At 39.2% G+C, this 24,280-nt stretch carries 21 protein-coding genes and 1 pseudogene; 21 read left to right on the forward strand and 1 reads right to left on the reverse strand.

Features of this window, described 5'->3' with window-relative positions:
* The first annotated feature begins 1 nt into the window (after position 1).
* The 21 genes and pseudogenes from GX654_01945 (at position 2) to GX654_02045 (ending at position 22,909) form a co-directional block, all read left to right on the forward strand.
* Positions 2-880, forward strand: coding sequence for a glycosyltransferase (locus tag GX654_01945; protein ID NLD35609.1), 879 nt, complete (start codon positions 2-4; stop codon positions 878-880).
* Between the two features lie 67 nt (positions 881-947).
* Positions 948-1,958 (forward strand): radical SAM protein, encoded by a 1,011-nt coding sequence (locus GX654_01950; protein NLD35610.1) that lies wholly within the window; start codon positions 948-950, stop codon positions 1,956-1,958.
* Position 1,959: 1 nt separating this feature from the next.
* A complete protein-coding gene (locus GX654_01955; protein NLD35611.1) occupies positions 1,960-2,943 on the forward strand; it encodes an NAD(P)-dependent oxidoreductase in 984 nt (327 codons plus the stop codon).
* Positions 2,940-3,776, forward strand: a complete 837-nt coding sequence (locus GX654_01960) for a class I SAM-dependent methyltransferase (GenBank protein ID NLD35612.1) — start codon at positions 2,940-2,942, stop codon at positions 3,774-3,776. Before GX654_01955 ends, GX654_01960 begins: the two co-directional genes overlap by 4 nt.
* A gap of 39 nt (positions 3,777-3,815) precedes the next feature.
* Positions 3,816-4,721 (forward strand): glycosyltransferase, encoded by a 906-nt coding sequence (locus GX654_01965; protein ID NLD35613.1) that lies wholly within the window; start codon positions 3,816-3,818, stop codon positions 4,719-4,721.
* 8 nt (positions 4,722-4,729) lie between these two features.
* Entirely contained in the window at positions 4,730-5,602 is an 873-nt protein-coding gene (locus GX654_01970) for a polyprenyl synthetase family protein (protein ID NLD35614.1), read from the forward strand.
* Positions 5,603-5,627: 25 nt separating this feature from the next.
* Positions 5,628-6,677, forward strand: a complete 1,050-nt coding sequence (locus GX654_01975; GenBank protein NLD35615.1) for a UbiA family prenyltransferase — start codon at positions 5,628-5,630, stop codon at positions 6,675-6,677.
* Positions 6,678-6,767: 90 nt separating this feature from the next.
* On the forward strand, positions 6,768-7,820 hold the full coding sequence (locus GX654_01980; GenBank protein NLD35616.1) for a hypothetical protein: 1,053 nt from the start codon (positions 6,768-6,770) through the stop codon (positions 7,818-7,820).
* 150 nt (positions 7,821-7,970) lie between these two features.
* Complete coding sequence (locus tag GX654_01985) at positions 7,971-8,984, forward strand: NAD(P)-binding protein (GenBank protein NLD35617.1); 1,014 nt, start codon at positions 7,971-7,973, stop codon at positions 8,982-8,984.
* Positions 8,984-10,354 carry an NAD(P)-binding protein gene (locus GX654_01990; protein NLD35618.1) on the forward strand — a complete coding sequence of 457 codons (1,371 nt, stop codon included), beginning with the start codon at positions 8,984-8,986 and terminating at the stop codon, positions 10,352-10,354. Before GX654_01985 ends, GX654_01990 begins: the two co-directional genes overlap by 1 nt.
* Before the next feature lie 36 nt (positions 10,355-10,390).
* Positions 10,391-11,614 carry an NAD(P)/FAD-dependent oxidoreductase gene (locus GX654_01995; protein NLD35619.1) on the forward strand — a complete coding sequence of 408 codons (1,224 nt, stop codon included), beginning with the start codon at positions 10,391-10,393 and terminating at the stop codon, positions 11,612-11,614.
* Between the two features lie 10 nt (positions 11,615-11,624).
* Complete coding sequence (locus tag GX654_02000; protein ID NLD35620.1) at positions 11,625-14,120, forward strand: hypothetical protein; 2,496 nt, start codon at positions 11,625-11,627, stop codon at positions 14,118-14,120.
* 27 nt (positions 14,121-14,147) lie between these two features.
* Positions 14,148-15,620: a B12-binding domain-containing radical SAM protein gene (locus GX654_02005; protein NLD35621.1), complete on the forward strand. Its 1,473-nt coding sequence runs from the start codon at positions 14,148-14,150 to the stop codon at positions 15,618-15,620.
* Between the two features lie 390 nt (positions 15,621-16,010).
* Positions 16,011-16,976, forward strand: a complete 966-nt coding sequence (locus GX654_02010) for a hypothetical protein (protein ID NLD35622.1) — start codon at positions 16,011-16,013, stop codon at positions 16,974-16,976.
* A gap of 55 nt (positions 16,977-17,031) precedes the next feature.
* Positions 17,032-18,579 (forward strand): lipopolysaccharide biosynthesis protein, encoded by a 1,548-nt coding sequence (locus GX654_02015; GenBank protein ID NLD35623.1) that lies wholly within the window; start codon positions 17,032-17,034, stop codon positions 18,577-18,579.
* A complete protein-coding gene (gene idi / locus GX654_02020) occupies positions 18,557-19,129 on the forward strand; it encodes an isopentenyl-diphosphate Delta-isomerase (GenBank protein ID NLD35624.1) in 573 nt (190 codons plus the stop codon). Before GX654_02015 ends, idi begins: the two co-directional genes overlap by 23 nt.
* A 9-nt stretch (positions 19,130-19,138) precedes the next feature.
* Entirely contained in the window at positions 19,139-21,004 is a 1,866-nt protein-coding gene (locus tag GX654_02025) for a 1-deoxy-D-xylulose-5-phosphate synthase (protein NLD35625.1), read from the forward strand.
* Between the two features lie 369 nt (positions 21,005-21,373).
* Positions 21,374-21,730: a hypothetical protein gene (locus GX654_02030; GenBank protein NLD35626.1), complete on the forward strand. Its 357-nt coding sequence runs from the start codon at positions 21,374-21,376 to the stop codon at positions 21,728-21,730.
* Positions 21,648-22,211, forward strand: coding sequence for a hypothetical protein (locus GX654_02035; protein ID NLD35627.1), 564 nt, complete (start codon positions 21,648-21,650; stop codon positions 22,209-22,211). The genes GX654_02030 and GX654_02035 overlap by 83 nt, the downstream gene beginning before the upstream one ends.
* 261 nt (positions 22,212-22,472) lie before the next feature.
* Positions 22,473-22,685 (forward strand): type II toxin-antitoxin system HicB family antitoxin, encoded by a 213-nt coding sequence (locus GX654_02040; GenBank protein NLD35628.1) that lies wholly within the window; start codon positions 22,473-22,475, stop codon positions 22,683-22,685.
* Positions 22,685-22,909: pseudogene (locus GX654_02045) on the forward strand (addiction module toxin, HicA family). Before GX654_02040 ends, GX654_02045 begins: the two are co-directional and overlap by 1 nt.
* Before the next feature lie 81 nt (positions 22,910-22,990).
* On the opposite strand, the gene GX654_02050 reads toward GX654_02045, so the two are convergent.
* Positions 22,991-24,031, reverse strand: a complete 1,041-nt coding sequence (locus GX654_02050; protein ID NLD35629.1) for an aldo/keto reductase — start codon at positions 24,029-24,031, stop codon at positions 22,991-22,993.
* Positions 24,032-24,280 lie beyond the last annotated feature (249 nt).

Raw genomic sequence — 24,280 nt, forward strand, 5'->3', positions numbered from 1 at the left:
CATGAATATCTCTGTCGGCATTATGGCCTATAATGAAGAGGCAAACATCGGGAGACTTCTGAAAGCGGTTATGACCCAGGAAGTCAAGGATGGCAACATCAATGAGATCTTTGTGGTGTCATCCGGAAGCATGGACAGGACAGATGATATTGTTCGCGAGTATGAAAGTATGGACAACAGGATAAAACTGATTGTCCAGAAAAAAAGAGAGGGAAAGGCGTCGGCAATAAACCTTTTTCTTGAAAAAGCAACCGGAGATATAATAATTCTTGAGAGCGGCGATACCCTGCCGGTGGAGGGGACCTTCCGGAACATGGTTGAACCTTTTCGTGATTTATCTGTTGGAATGACAGGAGCGCACCCTGTGCCTGTTAACAGTAAGGAAACATTTGTAGGGTATGTTGTCAATCTTATGTGGTCGCTTCATCACAGGATAGCCCTGGAGACACCCAAACTTGGTGAACTGGTTGCCTTCAGAAACATTGTAAGAAGTATACCAAATGACACAGCAGTGGATGAGGCCAGCATAGAGGCAATAGTAACCCAGGCCGGTTACAGGCTTCATTATGCTGGAGATGCCATTGTAAGGAACAAAGGACCTGAAAACATAAGGGATTTTATAAAACAGAGAAGACGCATTGCTGCCGGGCACAAACACCTTGCAATGGAAACCCGGCATGAAGTAAGCACATCCAGTCCGGTCAAGATATTAAGGTACCTTTTTAAGGGGCACTCTCATAATCCCGGAGAAATCCTGTGGACGTTAGGTGCTGTCTCTCTTGAAGCAATCGGGCGTCTTCTGGGATACTATGATTTTTACGTAAAGAAAAAAAATCCCTTTGTATGGGATATTGCCGAATCAACAAAAAGGCTGGATTGACATGTTCAAGGTTATTAAAAAGATCCCCTCTTATTTCATGTTCAGATACATGGGATGGCCCAGGCCTCTGCCAATGAACCTGACCTTCAGCCTGAGTTATAGGTGCAATTCACGCTGTAAAACATGTAACGTATATAAGAAGGACTCCTATGAGCTTACCCCGGATGAGTGGAAGAAAGTATTTAAAAGTCTTGGAAAGGCCCCATTCTGGGTTACTATAAGCGGTGGAGAGCCTTTTCTCAGGGATGATCTCCTGGAGATTGTTCGGGCACTTTACGATAATTGCCGACCCGCCATAATAAATATTCCCACAAACGGTATTTTACATAACCGTATCCCTGACAGGGTAAAAGAAATAGCGTCATACTGCAAGGGCTCTCAGATTATAATAAACCTTTCTCTTGATGACATCGAAGAGAGGCACGATGCAATACGAGGAGTACCCGGAAATTTTGAAAAAGCTTTGAAGTCATTTAACGGCCTTAAGAAGATACATCTTGATAATCTTGCACTGGGTATTCATACCGTAATATCTCAATTCAATGTCTCAAGAATTCCTGAGATATATGATTATCTCATAAAATTAAATCCGGATTCATACATAACAGAGATCGCCGAAGAGCGTGTGGAGCTGGGTACAATAGGCTGCGCCATAACTCCGACTCTGGAAGATTATTCCGTTGCAGTTGAGTTTCTGAGATCCCGATTAAAAAAAGGTTCTTTCAGCAGTGTGGGAAGGCTTACTCGATCATTCAGGTTGGAATATTATTCGATGGTTCAGAGGATCATGAAAGAGAAAAGGCAGATAATCCCATGTTTCAGCGGTTTTGCTTCTGCTCAGGTTGCGCCTGATGGGGATGTATGGCCATGCTGTATTAAGGCAGAACCCATGGGGAACCTGCGGGAGCATGACTTTGATTTTAAAAAGATATGGCTATCAGAAAAGGCCAACAACCTGAGAAAGTCAATAAAAAATGGAGAATGCTTTTGTCCTCTGGCCAATGCGAGTTACACAAATATGCTCCATGACCCTAAAACCCTTGTAAAAGCCAGCTGGAATTTCATAACTCTGAAATAAAATGGCTGAAAAATATATTCTTATAACTGGAGCCACTGGCTTCATAGGATCATATGTTGCAAACAACCTTCTGGCTGATAAAAGATATCAGATAGTGGCTGTTGTTCGTGGGCATGGGGATTATAAAAACGCGAAAGAACTTGAGAAAAAGGGTGCCATACTGGCTGAAGGAAGTTTTTGTGACAGGGCTTTTATAGAACATGTCTTTGAGAAATATTCTTTTGATTATGTGATTCATCTGGCAGCTTTGAGGGGAGCAGGTACAGCAACGAAACAGGATTTTTATGATGTTAATGTTAAGGGAACAGAGATACTTCTTGAGGCATCTCTTCAGCACAAAGTAAAAAAATTTATTTTTTGTAGTTCTGTAGGAGTCTTTGGCACTATCCCTGAGAAGGTACCGGCAAACCTCGGAAACCCCCTTAACGGAGATAATGAATACCATTATTCAAAGATAATTGCGGAAAAGGCAGTTCTGCGATACATAGATATGGGTCTCAATGCCTTTATTGTAAGACCGACAATAACCTACGGACAGGGTGATAATGGTTTCCCCTCCACTCTGGTACACCTGGTCAGAAGAAAATTAATTTGTCTAACTTATAAAGATGTAATGATTCATCTGCTGGATGTTGAAAGTTTTGCTGGAATTTTAAAAAAACTAATCGAATCGGAGGATATCGTTAAAAGGATTTTCATTATAGCTGACAAAGATCCTGTATCATTGAGGGAGCTGGCAAATCAGATATACCTTCATTATAATAATAGACCTTATCCTTTCTATTTGAAGCTTCCTGATGTAGTTTTTAGGGTAATGATAAATATTTTTCGGATAATTAAAAGTGAAAAGTGGGTCACAAGACTGCTGCTGATTTCAAAAAACTGGCATTATGATATATCACAAACTGTTGACGAACTCGGATATGTCCCGGTTAAAACGGAAGATTCATTTATCAGACATATGTGCGGTGAACATAAAGAATGATTTCTATTGAACAAAACTGGAAGCGTTATTTTATTGATCACAATGAAGGCATGGGTACAACCTATGAGCGTTTCATCCTTCACAGATATTTTCAAATGCTGAGCGAACGGTTTGATATAAAGAGTATTCTTGAGGTGCCTTCATTCGGAATGACAGGAGTATCCGGTATTAACAGCATGTGGTGGGCGGCAAAAGGCGTTCAGGTAACTGTAATGGATGATGATGAGGTGAGGGCAGGACTGATCTCCGAGGTATGGAGGGGGCTTGATCTTCCGTTCCGGATGCTGTGTCAGAAAGGTTTTTCATCCCTGCCATTTGATGACAACAGCTTTGACATGGCCTGGAATTTTGCAGCCCTTCGGTTTCAATCCGGCGTGCCTGCCATGTTAAGAGAAATGGCAAGGGTTTCAAAAAAAGCAGTCTTTATCTGTATACCGAACAGGTGGAATATCTTCAACCTGTTCCGGAAATCGGATAAGACAGGTCAATCGCGTAGTAAACAACCTGATGACAGCGCTCAGGGAATCAGAGAGGTTATGGAACAACAGAACTGGCAACTGGCGGAAGAGGGTTATCTGGATGTGCCTCCCTGGCCCGACATAGCAATGGCCAAGGAAGATATGCTCAGAAAAATGGGTATGGGTTTTATTGCCGACAGGATGCAGAAGAGAGATAATCCCGGAATATGCATACTTGATTGGTTAAATGGTAAAGATCCGCAAATGGAGGAGAGGGTTTTAAAATATGACCTCCTGGAGAACCTGCCCGACCCAATAAAAAAATTCTGGGCGCATCATCAATATTTTCTTTTTATACCTGGAAATGAAAACTAAAACGGGTTCACTGGGATTAATACACTTGGATAATAATATATGATATCTGTAATTATTCCTTCCTACAATTCTGAAAGCACTATTTCAAAATGCCTTGATGCCCTTAAAAATCAGGAATACAGGGGGGAATATGAAATTATCCTGGTTGACAGTTCAAGGGACAGGACACCTGAGATCGTGAACTCCAAATATCCTGACATTCAGTTTATTCATCTGGATAAAAAGACTGATCCGGGGACGGCCAGGAATATCGGAATAGAAAAATCAAAGGGAGATCTGATTGCATTTATAGATTCAGACTGTGTGGCTGCTCCTGACTGGCTTAACCGGATTGCTGCTGCTCATACCTCTGAGTACAAGGTGGTTGGTGGATCTGTTAGAAATGGCAACCGAGAAAACGATATGGTGGCGTGGGCCGGATACCTGGCAGAGTTCCGGGAGTTTCTGCCTGGTAAACCCAAAATGGAGGTTAGTCATATACCCACATGTAATATATCTTACAAGAAAGAAATATTTGATAAATACGGGTTGTTTGAAGGTGAATATTATCCCCAGGAAGATTTAATTTTTAATTACAAAATTTGTAAAAACGGTGAGAAAATACTCTTAGACAGCTCAATTACGGTATACCATAATCACAGGTCAGTCATGAAAAGTTTTTTAGATCATCAAATGAAGATCGGAAAAATCACGTCAAGAGTATTAAAAGAGGTTGATCTGGAAGGATCATTTATTGTTAGAACTCCATTGATTGCAGCAGCATTTATTCCTGTTTTACCATTTATTAAGTTTTTTAGAACTATAATGATCTTTCTTAAATATGAGCCGAAGGTTATAACCAGAAGACCTGTTGCTGTTATAGTATTCGCAGTTGGTCTTTTCTTCTGGATAATTGGATTTGCCAGTGGTGTCATGTACAATAAATCAATATCAACAGGAAAGTGAGGTGCGATATGAATGATCTTCAGGAGCAAATTGTTGGTGCAAAAAAAATCATCGATTCAAAGCTTGCCGAGTTTATGGAAAACAATGAACCATTGCTTAATGTATTGCAGGAGTCAGTAAACTACAGTCTTTTTTCTGGAGGGAAGAGGGTCAGGCCTTTGTTCTGTTTCCTTGTGGGGGAACTGTTTGGAGTGCCAAAAGAAAAGTTGATAACCACAGCATGCGCCCTTGAAATGATTCACACATCATCTCTTATTATGGATGACCTGCCGCATATGGATGATGGAAAGGTGAGAAGGGGTAAACCTGCAAATCATATGGTTTTTGGCCAGGATGTATCCGCCCTTGCGAGTATAGGATTACTTACAAGAGCTTATGAGATTGTCCTTAATGATCCGGAGTTGCCAGATGATAAAAAAACAAAAGTAGTCAGTAGACTGGCTCGCACAGTAGGGATCAATGGCCTTGTAGGAGGTCAGTTTGTTGATTTGAAGTTCTCCAATGAAGAGACTGATGCTGCTACACTTGATTATATACATACTTATAAAACAGCATCACTGTTTGCCTCCTCAGGTGTTACAGCGGCGATTATAGGTGATGCGAATGATGCAGAGATTTCCGCACTGGAGACCTATGCGAAAAATCTTGGTTTTGCATTCCAGATTCTCGATGATCTTCTGGATGTAGAAGGTAACTCGGAGGATGTGGGTAAATCGCTTAATAACGATAAAGGTGGGTTTGTTACAGTTTATGGGGTGGAAAAATCCAAGCATTTAGTTCAGGAATATACTGACAAGGCTCTAACTGCTATAGAGATATTTAAAGGGAAAAATGAAAAGTTGATTGTTCTTGCTCATATGCTGTTAAAACGTAAAGCTTGATATTCATGGAACGTGGATAATGAATATGTTGATATCATTCATTGTAAAATATCTCGGCTGGAGGAACTGGGCTGTCCTTCTATATAATTCGGCGATAGAAAATGTGTTTCTTATAATGTATGTCGCCCTTTATTTCAGGTTTTCCTCTCCATGGTTTTTATTTGAATTTTTTTTCTTTTTTCTGTTCAGTATGTGTTCCACAACCTATGGATACCTTATAAATGATCTCTCTGATAGAGAGATAGATTCCCAACAGGGAAAACAGAATACATTTCGGCATGATTCAACGGGCAGGGCAGTTCAAATAGTTGCGCTATTTTTTATCCTGAGCGTAATTTTTGCGATCCCATTTTTTAAGAAAAGCCTTTTTCTGTTACTATGGGCTAGCTGGTTTCTTGTCACGACTTTTTATTCCTTGAAGCCTATACGATTAAAAGAAAGGGGTAAGGTCGGCCTGATCTTTACAGTGTTAGGTCAAAGGGTCCTTCCGGCCCTGATAGTTTTTTCTGCATTCGGTTATTGGGATTTAATAACGGTTCCAATCCTTACCCTTTATATACTTTTTAGAGGTCTTTCTTCTGATCTGAATCATCAATATCAGGACTTTTATAATGACATCAGAACGGGAACAACAACCTTTGCAGTACAGGCAGGAATTGATAAAGTCAGGAGACTTCTACGGATTTCTCTTGAAATTGAAAAGGGAATGCTGTTGATCTGCCTGCTAACGATGATGTTGAAAATTAATAAAATAGTGCCGAAAAGTATTTTATTCGCTCTACCTGTTTTGTTAATTTATATTGCTCTTTATGCTAGTTCTTTTTTTCTAGTTCATAAAAGCACATTCGAACAATTGAATCCATTTACCTGTAACCGTAAAAGCATATTTCATTTACTCCATCATACCTTCCCTTCGGTTGGGCTTCCGGTATATCTGGGTATCCTGGTGGCTTTTCAGAATCCATTTTATATATTGATAACCTTGTTTTTTATTGTCTACAGAAGGCTCTATTCATTGGAGCTTATTCTTAATACTTTTCCTTTTACTGTTATTAAAAAGATACTTGTTAAATAATACCTTGATGAGCTGTCAACAACATGAAAAGACATTGAAAATGTATTTTGAGTTTCTATGAAACACATGTTTATTAAATTGGCTTTATGCATGATTACTCTATTTTATCTAACATCAGGTTATGCCACAGAAAAATATGAGCCGCCGGATGGAAGAGTTCTTCATGGCCTTGGGCAGTATATTCCTCAATACTATGCTGATGCTGAAAACTGGCAATATGTTACCGAGTATCAGGTGACAGTCGGGCATATCCCGGTTATATATTCAGCATATGCTATGCTTGATCCTGAAAGCGCTGAGATGGATACCACAAATTTTCATAACATAGCAAACAATCACGGGCAACCTTATCTTCTGAATATAGGCGTTGCATTGCAAAGCGCCCAGGCATGGCTTTCAGGCTCCGTATCAATTCCTGCCTCTACTATCTTAAACGGCAGTTGGGATAATAGAATTAAAAATCTAGCTCAACAGATCAAAAACCTTGATAAACCGACATATCTGAGGCCTGGCTTTGAATTCGGCACCGGAAACAGTGGAGCTCATTCTGATCCTTCACTCACTCCCGCTCAATTTATTGCAATATGGAAACACATTTATAATATTTTCCAGAAGGAAAAGGTAACGAATATTGCCTGGGTATGGAATACAGTAAATCCGTGGATGTTCAATTATATGGAATGGTATCCTGGGGATAAATATGTTGACTGGTGGGGGATAAACTTTTTTACCTCTGAACAGATCACATTATCGGACCCTTTCATAAAAAATGCTTCACTTCATGAGAAACCCGTTATGATATGTGAATCATCTCCCATTCATAACAATGGTGCGACAAATTCAAACAATTGGAATCTATGGTATGCCCCATTTTTTAGCAAGATTGCATCTTATCCGAATATCAAGGCTTTTATTTACATAAGCGATCCATGGGACAGAAAGGGATGGTGGGAAGACTGGGCTGACAGCAGGATTAATTCCTATTCAACCAATTCGATCATAAGAAGAAATTATAAACTGGAGATGGATAAGTCTAAATACATTCATATGGAGGAATACCAAAAAAATCCTTCTATCATTCCAGATGTAAAAAAAAGTAGTAATACAAATCTAACATCAATCGTTCCTCTACTGCTGGAATAAAAAAGAGCGCTGAGGCGTTAACAAACCGATAGCTGTAATGGGATATTAACGTTGGCTTGATATACAGACAGGTCTTAAAGTAAACAGTAATAATAACACTTTTCATCGAAGCAGAGACATTTATGTAAGATAAAATATAGGCTAAGTTACATGAATAAAAAAATAACTGTATTTGGGGCTGGTATCTCAGGTCTTGTTGCAGCGATTAATTTAGGCAGGGCAGGATTTGAAGTAACAGTAATTGATAAAAGAGATAATATTGGTGGTTCTACGAAGTGGCATCCATCTGTTCACCAACAGAATTTCAACTTGGATGCAACTTCAAAGTATATTAATGTTGACCTTTCCAAATGTTTTCAACCAGTAAAAAAACACACCTTTTACTTCTATGGAAGAAAAATAAACGTAGAAGATCCTGGGAACAGCTACGTTTGTGAGAAGGGATCACGAGCTACTTCTATAGAAAATTATCTTTATCAGGAAGCTAAAAAGAATAGGGTTGAATTTAATTTTGGTGAGGACTTTGACTTGAAAAAAATTTCGTACTCAAGGGATTCAGTAATTAAACCATGTATTGTGGCGACTGGACTGGAGATAGACGCATATAGGTTATTAAATATTAAACATAGCCTTGTGCAGGGATTCAGAGCTGTCGAACAATCAAGTGATGGTGATGACGGTCGTGCTGTTTCCTTTTTTGGTAATTATACAAACCATGATTTTGCATATGTAGCTTCCTATGGAGACCTTATTTTCTCTCTGCTGTTTTCAAGAAAGGGAATGAGCAGGGAATATATTGATATTTACAAAAAACATTTATTAAAGAGTGAGGGTATTTCTTTTAAAGAATGGGAGTTTTCAAGCGGTTGCATACCATTGGAGGTTAATCTTGTGAAAAATGGTCTGGTGTTTGCAGGGACGATAAGTGGGATGATGGATCCCTTTTTTTTAAATGGCATATCTGGTGCACTTATTTCAGGAAAACTTGCGGCTGAGGTTTTTATAAATCGCAAACATGCTTATATGGAGTTTAATCGATTTACTAAAAATTTTCGCATCAGACGGTTGATGAAACTGAGTTCGACTAAGCTTCCTTTTAAAATATTATCCTTTCCAGTGATTGTCCGACTAAGCAATTTTTTTCAATGGGTTGGAGTACTATAATGAACGAATTCCCCGTTATAATAATAGGAGGAGGTATAGGAGGTATAACAACCGCAGCATATTTAAGTCAATCCGGTATATCATTCATTTTACTGGAACAGAATAATACTCTGGGAGGAAGATGTTCAACAAGAACAATAAATGGTAATAGTTATGAAATTGGCGCATTATATGTAGGTGGCCGGGTTTTCGATCATCTTCGGAATACTTTTAATGTCGATTGCAAAACAATTTTAATTCGAGGTGCAATAAAGATTGGTAACCGATTTATTTGTTTTCCTTTTGGTGTGAGGACGGTGTTTGATATTATAAAATGTGGAGTCCCTTTTTACAGTCTTGTAAAATTTCTCTCTCGAACCAAGATACTAAAATCACCTTCAACTTTCCTGAACCTCTCATCTATAGGGGAAGTTATTGATAGCCTGACTGACGAGTCTAGAATGCGTACATTTCTTTTTTCTCTTTTTGGTGTTTCAGGTGTAAGCCCTTATAGGATTTCTTCTCAAAGTCTGGCGAAGAATAGTATAATCGGAAGTTACAAAGGTCTTAATCCCGAATATCTGCTGGGTGGAAATGGGGATATTACATCTCTTCTCGCAAAAATAGCAGAGAAAAATGGACAAATTATTCATAATGTCAAAGTTAATAAAATACTGTTAAAGAATGGAGCAGTTTTTGGTGTGCAGACCGAAAATGAAATATACAAAAGCCAGATTGTTGTAAGCAATTCGGGAATTCGTAATACGGTTCTAGAACTAACGGAGCGAAGTGATTGGCCTGAGTCTTTCTATTCTCAAATCTGTGATCTGAAATCAAGCTTGATGGTTGTCAACATTTTCCTTACTTTTTCACGAAAGATAGAGTTGCCAATAGGTGTGAGTATATTTTTAATGCCTTATAATTCAGTTAAAGAATTTGAATTACTTGAGAATGGGCAATTCCCCGAGAAATCCATGTTTATACTTCATGTTCCATCAAACCTTAATAGAGATAATGTTAATAAAAATAATGACCATAGGGCTACACTGCAATTTTACTATCCTAGAGGTAACGTAGAGAAAGATGTTTTGAAAAAACAGGTAGACAAGATATTAAATGAAGGTTTGGATGATTTATTTTATGGACTTTCAAAGGCTATAAAAGAATATTATGTTTATGATCCGCTGCTATATAAAGAGAAATTTGGTTTTTTTCCATATGTTTTTGGAGTAACTCCAGACTTACATTCTGATCGAATATCCATCAAAACTCCCATTAAAAATCTATATTGCGTTGGTGATTCGGTTGAGCCTGAAGGGCCTTGCGTTCCACAGGCTTTTGAATCAGGTTTGCGAACTGCCCATGATATCTTAAATCAAATTGAGTCCTGATGATGGCAAAAAAGTAAAATTGTTTATAGGAAAAAAATGAGTGCAGAAAATCAATATGATGTAATAATTGTAGGAGCTGGGATATCAGGGCTGTCGGCAGGGTGTGCTTTTAATAGGCGTAAAAATATTAAAATAGCATGTATTGAAAAAAAGGGTATAGGATCTAACAATCCATCTCCTCTTACATTTTTTGATGTAATAAAAGAGCATAATTTATTGGACTGCATTAAAGGCGGTTATCTGAGCTTTGGTTTTCATAATCATAAGGGAAGTTCTATACGTTTCCTTTTTGAAGATCAACGGTTAGTTGTTCTTGATTATCAAAAGGCATGCATTAAATTGTATAATAAAATTAAGACATGCCATCCTGATTTTTCAGTCATCAATAATGAAGTAATAGACGTCTGGAATGAAGAAAAAGGTGTCTGTATTAAGTTGAAGGATGAAGAAGTTTTTCATGCTAAAATATTGATAGATTGCTCAGGAAAAGAAAAGCTAATAAACAGGTTGTTCGCCAGTGAGAAGTCTGAATTATATAGCCATGTGTACGGAGCAATATTTTCTGGTTTAGAGGGCTTTGAGGATAACTCAGCCTATTACTTATGGCCGGTAAAAGATTTCGGCACAGGTGGAGGCTGGTTTTATCCATTAAATGAAGGGAGAGCAAGTTTTGGATATGCTGCAATTGCTGACACTCCTAATATTGATTATGAATCTCTCAAGGAGGGGTTTAATAATGCGTTACAGGAATTTCGACCATATAATGATTACCTGAGAAAAGGAATAATTGAGAATGTAGAGAGTGGAAGTATCCCGGTTTTGTATGCTGAAAGACTTGTGTATCCCAATATACTGATTTCGGGAGACGCAGGTGGAATGGCTACAAATTGGACATGTATGGGTATTGAGCCCTCACTCCAATACGGTCGTTTAGCAGGGGAATTTGCTCTGAAAGCCTTGATAGATGGTGACTCTCAAATTATACAAGAATACCAAACTATATGGGAAAAAGAGAATAAAGCTACCTATGATTCCTTTGCAAAGTTAGCATCAACGTTCTGGAATGCAGACTATAACGTTTGGGAGTGGATAATAAAGAACGATCTTGCTTATCTTACTCCTGATCAAATGCTTAGGCGGATGAGGAAAAATGACAATATAATTAAAAAACATCAGATTTTATTCAGAGCCTTACATAATAAAATAAAAAACTTATTTAATAAAAAATCAACCCTTCCAGAGCAGATTACTATCCAATAAAGTATTTTTGATGTCAGGTAAATATATAATAAATCTTCCATTGATTTCCGAATGTTCAATAGGAAGTAAAGCCGAAAACCTGAATTTTTTACTGAGCCAGGGTTTCAGAGTTCCATTGACTTTTAGCATAACAGAGGGGGCTTATGAGCTTTTTCTTGATATGAATAATCTCCGAAATGAATTAAACAAAATAATTCAAAGCGAAAAATCAACCCCTGCTGAGAAAAGCAATTATATTATTCTGTCTTTCCAAAAGGCAGCTATTCCTTCTGAATTAACTGATGAGATTCTAAAGGAAAATATTTTTAATAATAGAGATTATAAATGGGCCGTACGTTCATCATCAAATTTGGAAGATCTTGCAGGATCTTCTTTTGCTGGACTTTATGACAGTTATCTCAATGTGTCTGGATTGGACAATGTCCTAATATCTATAAAAAAATGCTGGGCTTCATTATGGAATGAGCGGGCCATTATCTATCGAGAGAAAAATAAACTTGACCATAAAAAAGGTAAGATGGCAGTGATACTTCAGGAGATGGTCAAATCAGAGTATTCAGGGGTGATATTTACAAGGCATCCTACCAGTGAAAACAAGGATGAACTCCTCATAGAGTATTGTGAAGGTCTTGGAGAAGATCTTGTCTCCGGAAAGGTGACTCCCTATTCATGTGATTTTTCCAGGTCAACTCAAAGTATCAGGCATATTAATGAGCCGGAAACAAAGATTTTAAGTGATGAAGATATTAAAAAATTATCTGGTATAGCGCTGGAAGTTGAAACCTGCTCCGGTGGTCCTCAGGATATAGAGTGGGCTTTTAACGGCGATGAATATTTTTTGCTGCAGGCAAGACCCATAACTCAGCCTGTATTTGGCGGTAAAAATGAAATTGATAATCTCTGGACTCGAGCGAATATCGGGGAAGTGCTTCCTGATGTAATTACACCATTAACATGGGATATATTTAGATGTACTTTATTTAATAACCCTTCGTCAGTTATCAAGCCATCTGCAGATAATTATTCGTTATTTAACAATGTAATACGGCTGATTAATGGAAGAGGTTATCTTAAACTTAAATTCTTTCTGGATTCATTTTGTTACCTTCCTTATGTAACACCTGAGGTTATGAAACATGTATTGGGAGTGGATGTTGTTTCTCAGACATCGTCCTATAAACGGCCCAATGGTATTGCAGTAAAACTCGCACAACTATTATTTTTTTTGGACATATTCAAAATAGTTCCCAGAATTTCAATCTTACTTAAGAGGTTACCTGATGTTCCATCCAGTGAAACAGGAAATCTTGAAAAAATTATCCAGTGGAATGCCAAATGTTTTTATCTGCATATTAAGTGCACAGCCTATTCCATAGGCGCATTTGCCATGCTGTCTCATTATCTTTACAAGTGGATACCATCTGAGGCCCAGGCCATGATCACTCTGATCCTCACTGGAAATGAAAGCCTGCAAACAGCAGAACAGGGAATGACTATCTGGGAAATATGCAACTTTATAAGAAACAGACCCGCACTTCTGGATATCATTAATAAGGAATCTGATTGGATAAGGTTGTCCGATGAGGTTGTTAAAGTCGATGGCGGGGCTGAGTGCCTTGGCATGCTTTATGAGTTTTTACAGAAAAATGGAGCCCGGGCAGCCGAAGAATTTGAACTTGCTGTTCCGAGATGGAAAGAGGCTCCGGGCTTTATTCTAGATGTAATGAGGTCATATCTTGCCATCCCTGTCAGGGAGTCTAATGCTGAAGATATTTTTGCCAGAAGGAGAAACAGAGATAAAGCGGTGAATAATATCAGCCGGTCTTTATCAAGAATTCAGAGAATCATATTTAAAAAATTGTTGTCTTCATACGCTGACTTCTGCACCTTGCGTGAAAACATCAAATATCAGCTTATGGAAGGCTATTTCATAATAAGAATGAATATTCTCGATATTGGAGCTCAAATGGTATTAGGGAATATACTCGATAATAAAAATGATATTTTTTTTATGAGATTATCTGAAATAAAAGGCATTTTAAAAAATGAGAAATTTTATTGCAATCCAAAGGATCTGATTTCAGAAAGGAAAGCTCAGCATAAAATATGGAAAAGTCAGCATACCCCTGATTTGATTTTGCAGGATGGTATGCCTCTTCAAACTATAAACGACAGCAATTCTTTACTGAAAGGTATTGGATGCAGTCCGGGAATAGTTGAAGGTTATGCAAGAGTATTAAAAAATATCTCCGAAATGAGAGACCTGAAGCATGGAGAGATACTTGTCACGTCTCACACAGACCCAGGATGGACTCCTCTTTTTCTGAGCTGCAAAGGTTTGGTTACAGAAACAGGCGGATTTCTTTCTCATGGTGCGACAGTTGCGCGTGAGTATGGACTTCCCGCTGTTGTTAGTGTCCCATCAGCCACTGAAAAAATACAAACGGGCCATTATTTAATTGTTGATGGAAATAGAGGCCTTGTGACCATCACTAGTATGAAATAAATTATGTTAATAATGGAGGAAACTTAAATGAAGATCACTCTGATATCACTTGAACCTGAACTCTTTTCGTATGGTTTACGCATCCTGTCATCATGCCTTCGTGAAAAAGGACATGAAACACGAATGGTCTTTATGCTGCCCCCCAAATTTCAGACACAAAAAGAAAAATATAAAACTGAATATGACAGGATGGCTATCAGCCATTTGTCAGGTTTGTGTTCCGATTCAGGGCTTATTGGTATTTCTCTTATGACTAATCAGTTTACTCGGGCAATTCAGCTTACCAGAGCTTTAAAGGAAAGCGGAATAAAGGTGCCCATTATATGGGGAGGGGTACAGCCAACTGTCGAGCCTGAAGAATGTATAAAATTCGCCGATATTGTATGTCTGGGTGAGGGTGAAGGCGCTTTGACTGAACTAGTGGACTGCATGGATCGCGGTGAACCTTATCTTGATATAAAAAATCTCTGGATCAACTCCGGGGATCTGATTATACGTAACCAGTTGAGGCCCTTAATTAAAGATCTTGATGCAGTGCCTTTCCCTGATTATAGCTGTAAAGATCATTTTATTATCGAGGGCCATGATATGAAAGAGCTGACAGCGGAATATATGCTGTCATTTCAGGGTGAGCGTTTCAAAGGTGATGGTAAATCCATACCATATATGTTTATGACCAGCAGAGGCTGTCCCTTTTCATGCACCTACTGTTGTAACAGTGCATATAAACGGCTTTATCCGGGGCAGAGTCTTTTGCGCTGGAGAGGCAATCAGAATATAATAGATGAACTTAAAATGATACAAAAAGAGCTAGCCCCTATTTCTTATCTCTATATGGTTGATGATAATTTTACGGCACGATCTGAAGATAAACTAATGTCGTTCTGTGAATTGTATAAAAAAGAGATTGGTGTGCCTTTTTTCGCTCAGGTGAGTCCTCTTGAAATTAATGAGGAAAAGATGGAAATTCTTTTTGCTGCCGGTTGCGCCCATGTGACTATGGGTGTAGAGACCGCCAATCCACGGATTGCCGAGATATATAACCGTTCAAGGGAACACAAGGTTTTACCAAAAGCCATTGACCTGCTTGAAAAATATCGGCACAGAATGAACCCCCCGCCGACTTATCAGTTTATAATTGATAATCCATACGAAACAGTTGATGAGATGGCAGAGACTTTAAGACTCGCGGCCAGTTTTCCAAGGCCGTGGTATAATCCGATATATTCACTTATGCTATTTCCTGGTGTCCCTCTTTATGATATGGCCTTAAATGACGGTATTATAAAAGATAAACAGAATCAGATTTATACCAGAAACTGGCTTTCTCAGAGCAGTCCTTTTTTCCAGATCTGGATAAGATTGTACCATGCGAACTTTTCCCCTTTTATATTGAGAGTCCTGTTGATGCCCTGGATTGTGAAGCTGATGAATAGTAACATTATCTCTGCTGTCCTGAAAACCCCGGTTTTCCGATGGGTATGGGACAAGCGTGCCTGATTTTTACTTTGCAGCTATTAATTATTTTTCAGGTCCTGTATAAAATTGAAAATACTGTTTTTCCCAAGTGACATTGGTGGGGGCTTTGGCCATATCAGCAGATGCCTGGCGCTTGCCCATGAGGCTGTAAGAAGAGGGAACACTTGTGCTTTTGTCCTGAATACATATAAGTATGAAAAAATCATAAAACGGCAATTTCTTACTTTTTCTCCTCGGAACAGGTTATACACTGCTCAAATAAAGGCTTTTCTTGGCAGGATTATTTCCGGCTATTACCGTCAAACTCCTCCTCTTTTTACGGAGATATCAGGTCTTTCCTACCAGGTAGTACGGGATGGTTTCTCCAGTGAAGTGTATATAACAAAAAATATTTCTCGCTATCTGGGAATTGTGAAGACATTTAAACCAGATGTTATTATTGGTGATTTAAATCTGTTAGCCGGAATGCTGGCTGAAAAAGCCGGTATTCCTTTATTTCAGATCATTAGGTACGCATTTCATCCGAAAACCGCAAACCTGCTGTGGTGGAAAAATAAACCTGAAGGGATGGTCTCTCCCGATGTACTTACCATATTCAATCCTTTAATGTCGAAAATGGGTCTTAATTCTATATCCAGGGCAGAAGATCTGCTGCGGGGAAATTATTATATTATCCCAAGCATACCAGAGATCGAGCCCATACCGGAAGATTCGAATACGAAATTTGTGGGTGAACTGACTGTTTCAAAAAAAAATATAGAAACACCATCGTGGTTTCATGAGTTGAAAGATGACCTGCCTCTTGTCTACATCACAGTGGGCGGCGGGGCTGGCCCTGTGGGGAATAATAAATTTTTTCAGACGGTCGCGGATGCCTTTTCAGGCAAACCTGTCCAGGTTGTGGTTTCAACCAGCACTAAATTCAACCTGAAAGAGCTTCCCGGATCAACAGGAAATGTAAGGTTTTTCAACTGGGTTCCGGGTAAACTCTTAATATCCAAAGCCGATCTTGTAATCTTTCACGGCGGATATGGAACAATGATGGAGATTGTTTCCTGCGGTAAACCGTCAATTACAATTCCATTCCAGACCGAGCAGGAGGGAAATGGCAGAAGGCTTGAGTATTTGGAAGTTGGCCGTGTAATCAAGTTAAGTAAGGAAAAACCAAGGCGAATAGATTTTAACCGGGCGCATGGGGCGTATAATTTATTTATTCAGGAGAGCTATGATCTTACTCCGGAAGAACTGTATGCGGAGGCGGAAAAAATGCTAGGTGATGATAAATACGGAAATAACGCGAAGGCATTACAATCTAAAATAGCCATGTATGACGGCAGAAGACAGGCTATGGATTTAATAGAAGATAAGCTGCTCTGAGTAATGTTATGTCGGAAATAATAATGTTAAAATCATTCTATTCTCACAAGGGTTAATGAAAAATACAGTTTTTTCAATAAAAAATACCGGTGCAAATGACTCCTTGGCAAGACAGGCTATAGCTGGAAGTTTTTGGGTTATTGGCCTCAGAGTAGGGGTTCAAATCATGTATTTTGCCCGCCTGGTTATTTTAGGAAGACTGCTTTCACCTGTTGATTTTGGGCTGATGGGAATCGCTTTAATGATAATCATCATTTCCGATGCTATTTCTCAGCCAGGGTTTCAACACGCATTGATACAGAGCAAGGAAGATGTGTATAAATATCTGGATACGGCATGGTCATTGATGATAATAAGGGGTGCTTTTCTGCTTGCAGTGTTAACAGCATCTTCAACCTGGGCTGCTTCTTTTTTTAACACTGAGCAGATAAAGATTATACTTCCTGTAATGGCGATCGCGCTGTTCATGTCTTCCATTTCAAATTCATCTGTTTTTTTATTCCTGAAAAAGATGGACTATAAAAAACAGGTTTTTTATGAAAGCAGCGGCACGATCATTGAGTTTATCGTTGCAGTTACATATGCGATAATTAATCCAAGTGTATGGGCTTTGGTTTTTGGTTATTTTGCCGGATCGCTCACCCGTTTGATAACAAGTTTTGTATTGGATAACTACAGACCGCGATTCTCAATACAATGGGAAAAGGCGAAAAAGTTAATGGGGTTTGGAAGGTGGATTACAGGCTCCAGCATATTGATACTTATAAGTGGATTTTTAGATAATTTTTTTGTGGCCAAGCTGCTTGGAGATGCAAGCCTCGGATATTACCGTATGGCTTTTCAGATATCAAACCTTCCCGCTACTGAAATTAACTATGTGGCCAATCGTGTTGCCCTCCCGACCTATGCCAAAATACAGGACGACAACATATTGTTAAAGAAAACGTTTATGAGTTTATTGCGGATAATTACCCTGATTACCTTTCCATTTTCTGTGTTTATTATTTTTCTCGGGCATGATTTTGTAATGCTTCTTCTAGGTGAAAAATGGCTCCCAATGGTTTTTCCTATGCAGATTCTTGGTATGGCTGGTTTGGTGAAGTCATTGACATCAACAGGAACACCGTTATTCACCGGTACCGCGTATCCCAAGTATGAAATGATCACGCAGGGTATACGGTGTTTAATTTTTTTGATAACTATATACGTTTTTACCTTTCATTACAATATGACAGGCACAGCTGTTTCAGTTTTAATAAGTGTGATCGCTATGGTTTTTCCCTGGTTGTTTTTTTCCGGGAAGATAATAAAGGCAGGTCTGTTTGATTATCTAAGACAACTGGCCGCTCCTTTAATCGGGGCACTGGCAATGGCAGCTTTTTTCTATTTTCTGCCTTTGAATATTTTTAGAACAGAGACAGTTACTTTATTATCCTATTTAGTCTTTATTGTGGCTTTGATCACCGGTTCAGCGGTGTATCTGGCTATTGTCTGGGTTATGAACAAGACCTTCTCTATGTGCAACAATATAGATGATGTAAAGCTGTTATACAGTTTTTTCCGGGGGCGGGTGGAGAGCCCTGACAGTTCCTTTGAAAAATAAATTAATAATCGTTGACCAGACTGATCAGATTATCGGTTATGAATCAAAAGAGGATTGCCATAAAGGTGAAGGTATATTGCACAGGGCATTCTCCATTTTTATCTTTAACGACTGTAAGGAACTGCTTGTTCAGAGGCGGAGCTTCTTAAAGCCTCTATGGCCGCTTTACTGGTCCAACAGCGTTTGCAGTCATCCGTGTAAGGGTGAAGACTGTGAGGCAGCAGCTCACAGGCGCCTGACTGAAGAGTTGGGGATTTCAACCACGCTGAATTTTCTTTATAAATTTCAATACCAAGCCAGGTACGATGAAACCGGTTCTGAAAATGAACTCTGTTCGGTCTTTATTGGAAAGGCCAATGGGGTCGTTCGTAATGATATCAGTGAAATTGCAGATTGGAAGTACATCAATCCTGATGACCTTGACAGGGAAATAAATTCTAACTCTGAAAATTTCACTCCATGGTTCAGGATGGAATGGGCTCGAATCAGAAAAGACTTTAAAGAGGAAATCAACAGCCTGCTTAAGACAAAAATATTTAATGGGCAATGAGGGGATAGCATGGAAGTTAACAAAAACCTTGCACTGCTGGACAAAATCAGCGGCGTGGAAGATCTGAAGAAATTAAGAATAAAAGAGCTTCCATTATTGGCCGGGGAGATTCGGCAGTTCATGCTTGATAATGTTTGTAAGACAGGCGGTCATCTCGGGGCCTCTCTCGGCGCAGTAGAATTGACCGTTGCCCTGCATTATTTTTTTAGGAGCCCCACAGATAAGATAATCTGGGATGTGGGGCATCAATGTTACGCCCACAAGATTCTTACAGGAAGAAAGGATGCATTTGTTACGCTGAGGCAGTTTAAGGGATTGAGCGGGTTCCCGAATATCCATGAAAGTAAACATGATGCGTATGGTACTGGGCACGCCTCTACATCACTTTCCGCCGCGTTGGGTATTGCCAAGGCCAGGGACCTGAAAAATGAAGACTTTAATGTTATTGCCGTTATCGGAGATGGGGCTCTGACAGGCGGCAATGCCCTGGAGGCATTGAATCAGGCAGGTTATTTAAACACAAGGGTCATCATCATCCTGAATGACAACCGTATGTCCATATCAAAAAATGTGGGGGCCTTTTCAGAATACACTCACAGGATTGAAAAGACGGAAGTTTACCAGAATGTCAAGAATACACTTGGGAAATTGATTAAACAGGGAGATGCTTTAAGAGATGAACTGATTGATCTGAAATCACATATAAAGGAGGTGGGTGCACCAGGTCTTCTTTTTGAGAAACTCGGTCTTAATTATATTGGTCCTGTGGACGGACATAAAATAGACGAAATTTTGGAATCTTTTCAGAAGGCAAAGGAATATGACGGGCCCTCCCTGATTCATCTCAGGACGATAAAAGGCAAAGGTTATTCTTTCGCAGAACAGGATGTGTCCAAGTTCCACGGAATATCTCCATTCAATTTATGTAATGGAGAAAAGTTGGGCTCTCCCAGAAACCCTTCTTTTACAAATGTCTTTGCAGACTCGTTAATAGAGTTCGCGATGGAGGATAATTCCATAGTCGGTATAACAGCTGCCATGGCTGATGGAACGGGCCTGTCACGATTTCAGAAGTTCTTTCTAGACAGGTTCTTTGACGTTGGGATAGCTGAGCAGCATGCTGTTGTTTTTGCGGCAGGGCTTGCCAGTCAGGGCTTTAAGCCTGTATGCGCTATTTATTCCACTTTTCTTCAGAGGGCGTATGACGCGATAGTGCATGATGTCTGCCTACAGGACCTGCCGGTTGTATTTGCTATTGATCGGGCCGGCTTGGTTGGCGATGACGGCCCGACTCATCATGGATGTTTTGATCTTTCTTATCTGAGGCATATCCCGAATCTTATTGTAATGGCCCCGAAAGATGAGGAGGAATTAAGACATATGCTTTTCACCGCCATAAAAATAGGTAAACCTGTAGCCATTAGATATCCAAGGGGGGATGGCTATGGCGCGGAAAAACGAGAGTTGAGAGTGCTGGAAATTGGTAAAAGTGAAGTGGTTAAAATGGGAGATATGCTGACTATTGTAGCAATAGGGACAATTTATCAGGAAGCCTTGCAGGCATCTAAAATGCTGGAAAAAAAAGGTGTCAGCACAACACTTATAAATGCCAGGTTTGTTAAGCCTATTGATGATGTGATCTTGGAATGCATAGCGAAAACAGGAAAAGCCATCATTGTTGAAGAAAATGCTGTAAAAGGTGGATTTGGCAGCGCTGTTAATGAATTATGCATGGAAGAAAAAATAAATGCTGATATCAGGTTTGTGGGAATTCCTGACAGATTTATTGAGCATGGTCCGCAAAAATTGCTTAGAAAAATATGTGGACTTGATTCTGATACCATTGTGAATATTGGATCAGATATGTTTAATTAACATAGAAATCCATAGCCAGGTTATGTTATTAATGATGGAAATAGGGAAGGGGGCACTGTTAGATTGTAAGGTTGCCTGAGGCTGGGAGAGGAGGAATGAAGACAGGCTGTAGACTATAGACCATAGGCTTGTAGGGAAAGAAAAAAGCTGAAAGCTGAAAGCTTTTTTTATGAGGTAAAAAATGTGTTTTCTTTTAAATCAAAAAATATTTTATCTATTACTGTTATTTTTTTGTCTCTTTTTCGGATGCTCGGATAATATCTCTCCTGAGCAAAAGGCCCTTAACCTTGTTATAAATTCTCATATCGTAAGCAAAGATTTTCCTGTCGACCGTGTATTAAGGATTTTATCAGAGAAAAGGGTGATGATGTGAAACCTATCGGCTGGCGTGTAGAAAAGATAGCAGACAATAGATACCTTGTAAGTTACAAATACAATCTTCACAGTTTTAAAGAAGGCGTGGGTGAGAGGGGATTCTTTTTTGAGGTTGATCTTGCTGACAACTCTGTAATAGACAAAACTATTGAATACACTGAAAAGATGCCCCCCTTAACAAAGGCATACTCGAATGAAAAAAATATTCAAAGACATTACAGGGCAAACCTACTTCCCTGGCACTGGTCAGCCGTAAAGTCCTACGAAAATGAAACACAGGATTATCAGGTATATTCTTGCTTTAAACTTTGCCTTTTCAAGTATGCTGTTTTTATGCTGCAACCCCGGTAAGCCTGCAAAAGAGCATATCCTTTTTGATTTTGAATCTGATCAGCAGCTTGATGAGGTAAACTGGCAATGTCATACACTCATGAGTATCAGCAACAGTCATGTAACTCATGGCAAGTCATCGCTCATGCTTGAGATGTACCCATCACCTTATCCGGGTTTTAAACCAAGGCTTAAGGCCAAAAACTGGAGTAAATATAAGGCAATCTGTTTTGATGTGTATAACCCTGACGAAACAGGAAGAAGTATTATTGTAAGGATAGATGACACAATAGATAACACGGAATATAAGGACAGATATAATCAGAGGTTTATATTAAAAAAGGGTATGAATCATATCAGGATAGATATGGAATCCCTGATTACATCAGGGACAGGGCGCAGGATGAATACCTCAATAATAGACAAGTTTTTGATTTTTACAGTGAGCCCTGTTAAAAAGATAGTGCTTTTTATTGATTATATAAGGCTGTCAGCCGAGTAGCAGCCTCAAAGATTTAGCTGAATGCTGAAAGCTCAAAGAAGAATACAGAAGACAGAAGAATAAGAAGACTGTAGCAATTTAGGCTTTAGGCTGTTAGGGGAAAGCAATATTTAAGCTCAAGGCTCAAAGCTCGAAGCTGGAAGATAGTGCATACGGCATGCCGCTTAGCGGACCCATCCAAAATAGTTCAAAATAATATCATTGTTGCTAAGTAATATTTTTTGTTTTAAGATTAATTTACTTAACAATGTGAGGTGAGGAATGAAAAGACATTATCCCATTATAATTGAACAGGATAAAGATGGCGTATTTATTGTTGAATGCCCTTTATTTAAAGGTTGCAGAAGCTATGGGTATAATATTGATGAGGCGATTGAAAATATTAAAGAGGCAATTGATGCCTGTATTGAAGATGAAGGTTTTGTCGATCAATCAACTTTTATTGGAATACGCGATATCGAGTTGGCAATCTGATGACCAAGTACCCGGCAATATCTTTTTAAGAGCTTATTCAAAAGGTGAATAAACTTGGTTTAAAAAAAATCAGGCAAAAGGGATCTCATATCAGATTTGAACACCAGGATGGGCGGAAAGTTACGATTCCTGATCACGGTAATAAAGATGTCCCCAATGGGTTGCTTCTGAAAATAATTCGATACGATCTGGAAATGGGACTCGATGATTTTTTCCAAAAGTAATGATTCATTTGGAATATTGTCGCTCCAGGAAAGTCAATTGTCGCGGCCTTCGTGGTCAAGGTTGCGGGGGATGGTCGCTAATTAATACATCCCATCACCAAGTTTGTTTCTCTCATAATCTGCCCATTTTACAAGCTCCTTCATCATAAAGGGTATGGGCAGGTTATATGGGCACCTTATGAGGCAGTCATTGCACTGTATGCAGTTCTTTGCCCTTTCAAGGGTATCTTCAAAATCAGGACTGTTAAGTATCTTATTCCCGTGTATCTTTACCATGTTTTTGATGCTGAGTATCTTGTATATGGGGATGTCAACAGTACATGGCTCGCAGTACAGGCACCTGTGGCAGAACCTGCCTGTAAACTCCCTGTTCTGGGTTATTATGCGCTGCTTATCCTCATCGGTAAAACTATAGCCCCCCAGTAAAATCTCCCAATTTTTATCCACCTCTTCTTTGCTTTCCATGCCTGTTATCACAATCAACCCCGGAAATGAGAACGCCCACCTCAGTGCCAGTTCAGGTATTCCTGTAACCCCACCCGCAAGGGGCTTCATGATAAATATACCTCTCTTTTTCTCCATTGCCTTTGGTATGACTGATTTATAGGCTATAGGCTCCACTATATTAAACCCCGCCATTATCGTCTCAAACAGGTTATCATCGATAATCCTATCCATTACCTCCACATTGTAGCTCGATATCCCTGTATGCCCTATTACCCCCTCTTCTTTTGCTTTTAAAAGCCCGTTAAGGGCACCATCCTTTGCTGTAACGCGCCTGTAATCCTCGTTGCTTCCAACAGAGTGGCAGTGATAAAAATCTATATGGCTGACCTTAAGCTCCATCATGCTTTTTTCTATATCTTTTCTGATACCGTCGGCTGTGCGGTTAACAGACTTGCTGGATAGAATCACCCTTTTACCGGCCTGTTCTATGGCCTTGCCTATCCTTGATTCGCTTACTGTATAATTTCTGGCGGTATCAATGAAATCTATACCCTTTTCGATTGCATAAGATACAACCTCAATAGCCTCATTTTCAGTTATGCGCTGAAGTGGAATACCCCCAAGGCCGAGCCGTGAGACCTCAATACCGGTGTCGCTGATTAACATCCTGTGCATAGTCTTTCCTTTCAGTTTTAAGCAGCCTTATATCTCTTATATGACATTAATAAAGACAATATAATAAGGGTAGCCTAATTTGTCACCTTACATCTTTGAATCTAAAAAATACAATGCTTGACACAATATCCTTTGCTTTTATTTTGACGATAATCCCCTGTCAGGCCAAAAAAATGACACATGTTTTTCCCCTCCATTTAAAAAAGGAGGCAATACAACGATATAGAAGAGGCAATTATCTTCTTTAGA

Origin of the sequence: Desulfatiglans sp. (genome assembly GCA_012513605.1) — a bacterium.
GTDB lineage: Bacteria > Desulfobacterota > DSM-4660 > Desulfatiglandales > HGW-15 > JAAZBV01.

Coding starts and splice junctions, on each gene's coding strand:
- GX654_01960 (NLD35612.1), top strand. CDS start 2,940: ATGATTTCTATTGAACAAAACTGGAAGCGTTATTTTATTGATCACAAT.
- GX654_01985 (NLD35617.1), top strand. CDS start 7,971: ATGAATAAAAAAATAACTGTATTTGGGGCTGGTATCTCAGGTCTTGTT.
- GX654_02025 (NLD35625.1), top strand. CDS start 19,139: ATGGAAGTTAACAAAAACCTTGCACTGCTGGACAAAATCAGCGGCGTG.
- GX654_02015 (NLD35623.1), top strand. CDS start 17,032: ATGAAAAATACAGTTTTTTCAATAAAAAATACCGGTGCAAATGACTCC.
- GX654_01965 (NLD35613.1), top strand. CDS start 3,816: ATGATATCTGTAATTATTCCTTCCTACAATTCTGAAAGCACTATTTCA.
- GX654_01995 (NLD35619.1), top strand. CDS start 10,391: ATGAGTGCAGAAAATCAATATGATGTAATAATTGTAGGAGCTGGGATA.
- GX654_01945 (NLD35609.1), top strand. CDS start 2: ATGAATATCTCTGTCGGCATTATGGCCTATAATGAAGAGGCAAACATC.
- GX654_01955 (NLD35611.1), top strand. CDS start 1,960: ATGGCTGAAAAATATATTCTTATAACTGGAGCCACTGGCTTCATAGGA.
- GX654_02000 (NLD35620.1), top strand. CDS start 11,625: ATGTCAGGTAAATATATAATAAATCTTCCATTGATTTCCGAATGTTCA.
- GX654_02005 (NLD35621.1), top strand. CDS start 14,148: ATGAAGATCACTCTGATATCACTTGAACCTGAACTCTTTTCGTATGGT.
- GX654_02035 (NLD35627.1), top strand. CDS start 21,648: ATGAAACACAGGATTATCAGGTATATTCTTGCTTTAAACTTTGCCTTT.
- GX654_01990 (NLD35618.1), top strand. CDS start 8,984: ATGAACGAATTCCCCGTTATAATAATAGGAGGAGGTATAGGAGGTATA.
- GX654_02050 (NLD35629.1), bottom strand. CDS start 24,031: ATGCACAGGATGTTAATCAGCGACACCGGTATTGAGGTCTCACGGCTC.
- GX654_01975 (NLD35615.1), top strand. CDS start 5,628: ATGTTGATATCATTCATTGTAAAATATCTCGGCTGGAGGAACTGGGCT.
- GX654_01970 (NLD35614.1), top strand. CDS start 4,730: ATGAATGATCTTCAGGAGCAAATTGTTGGTGCAAAAAAAATCATCGAT.
- GX654_02040 (NLD35628.1), top strand. CDS start 22,473: ATGAAAAGACATTATCCCATTATAATTGAACAGGATAAAGATGGCGTA.
- GX654_01980 (NLD35616.1), top strand. CDS start 6,768: ATGATTACTCTATTTTATCTAACATCAGGTTATGCCACAGAAAAATAT.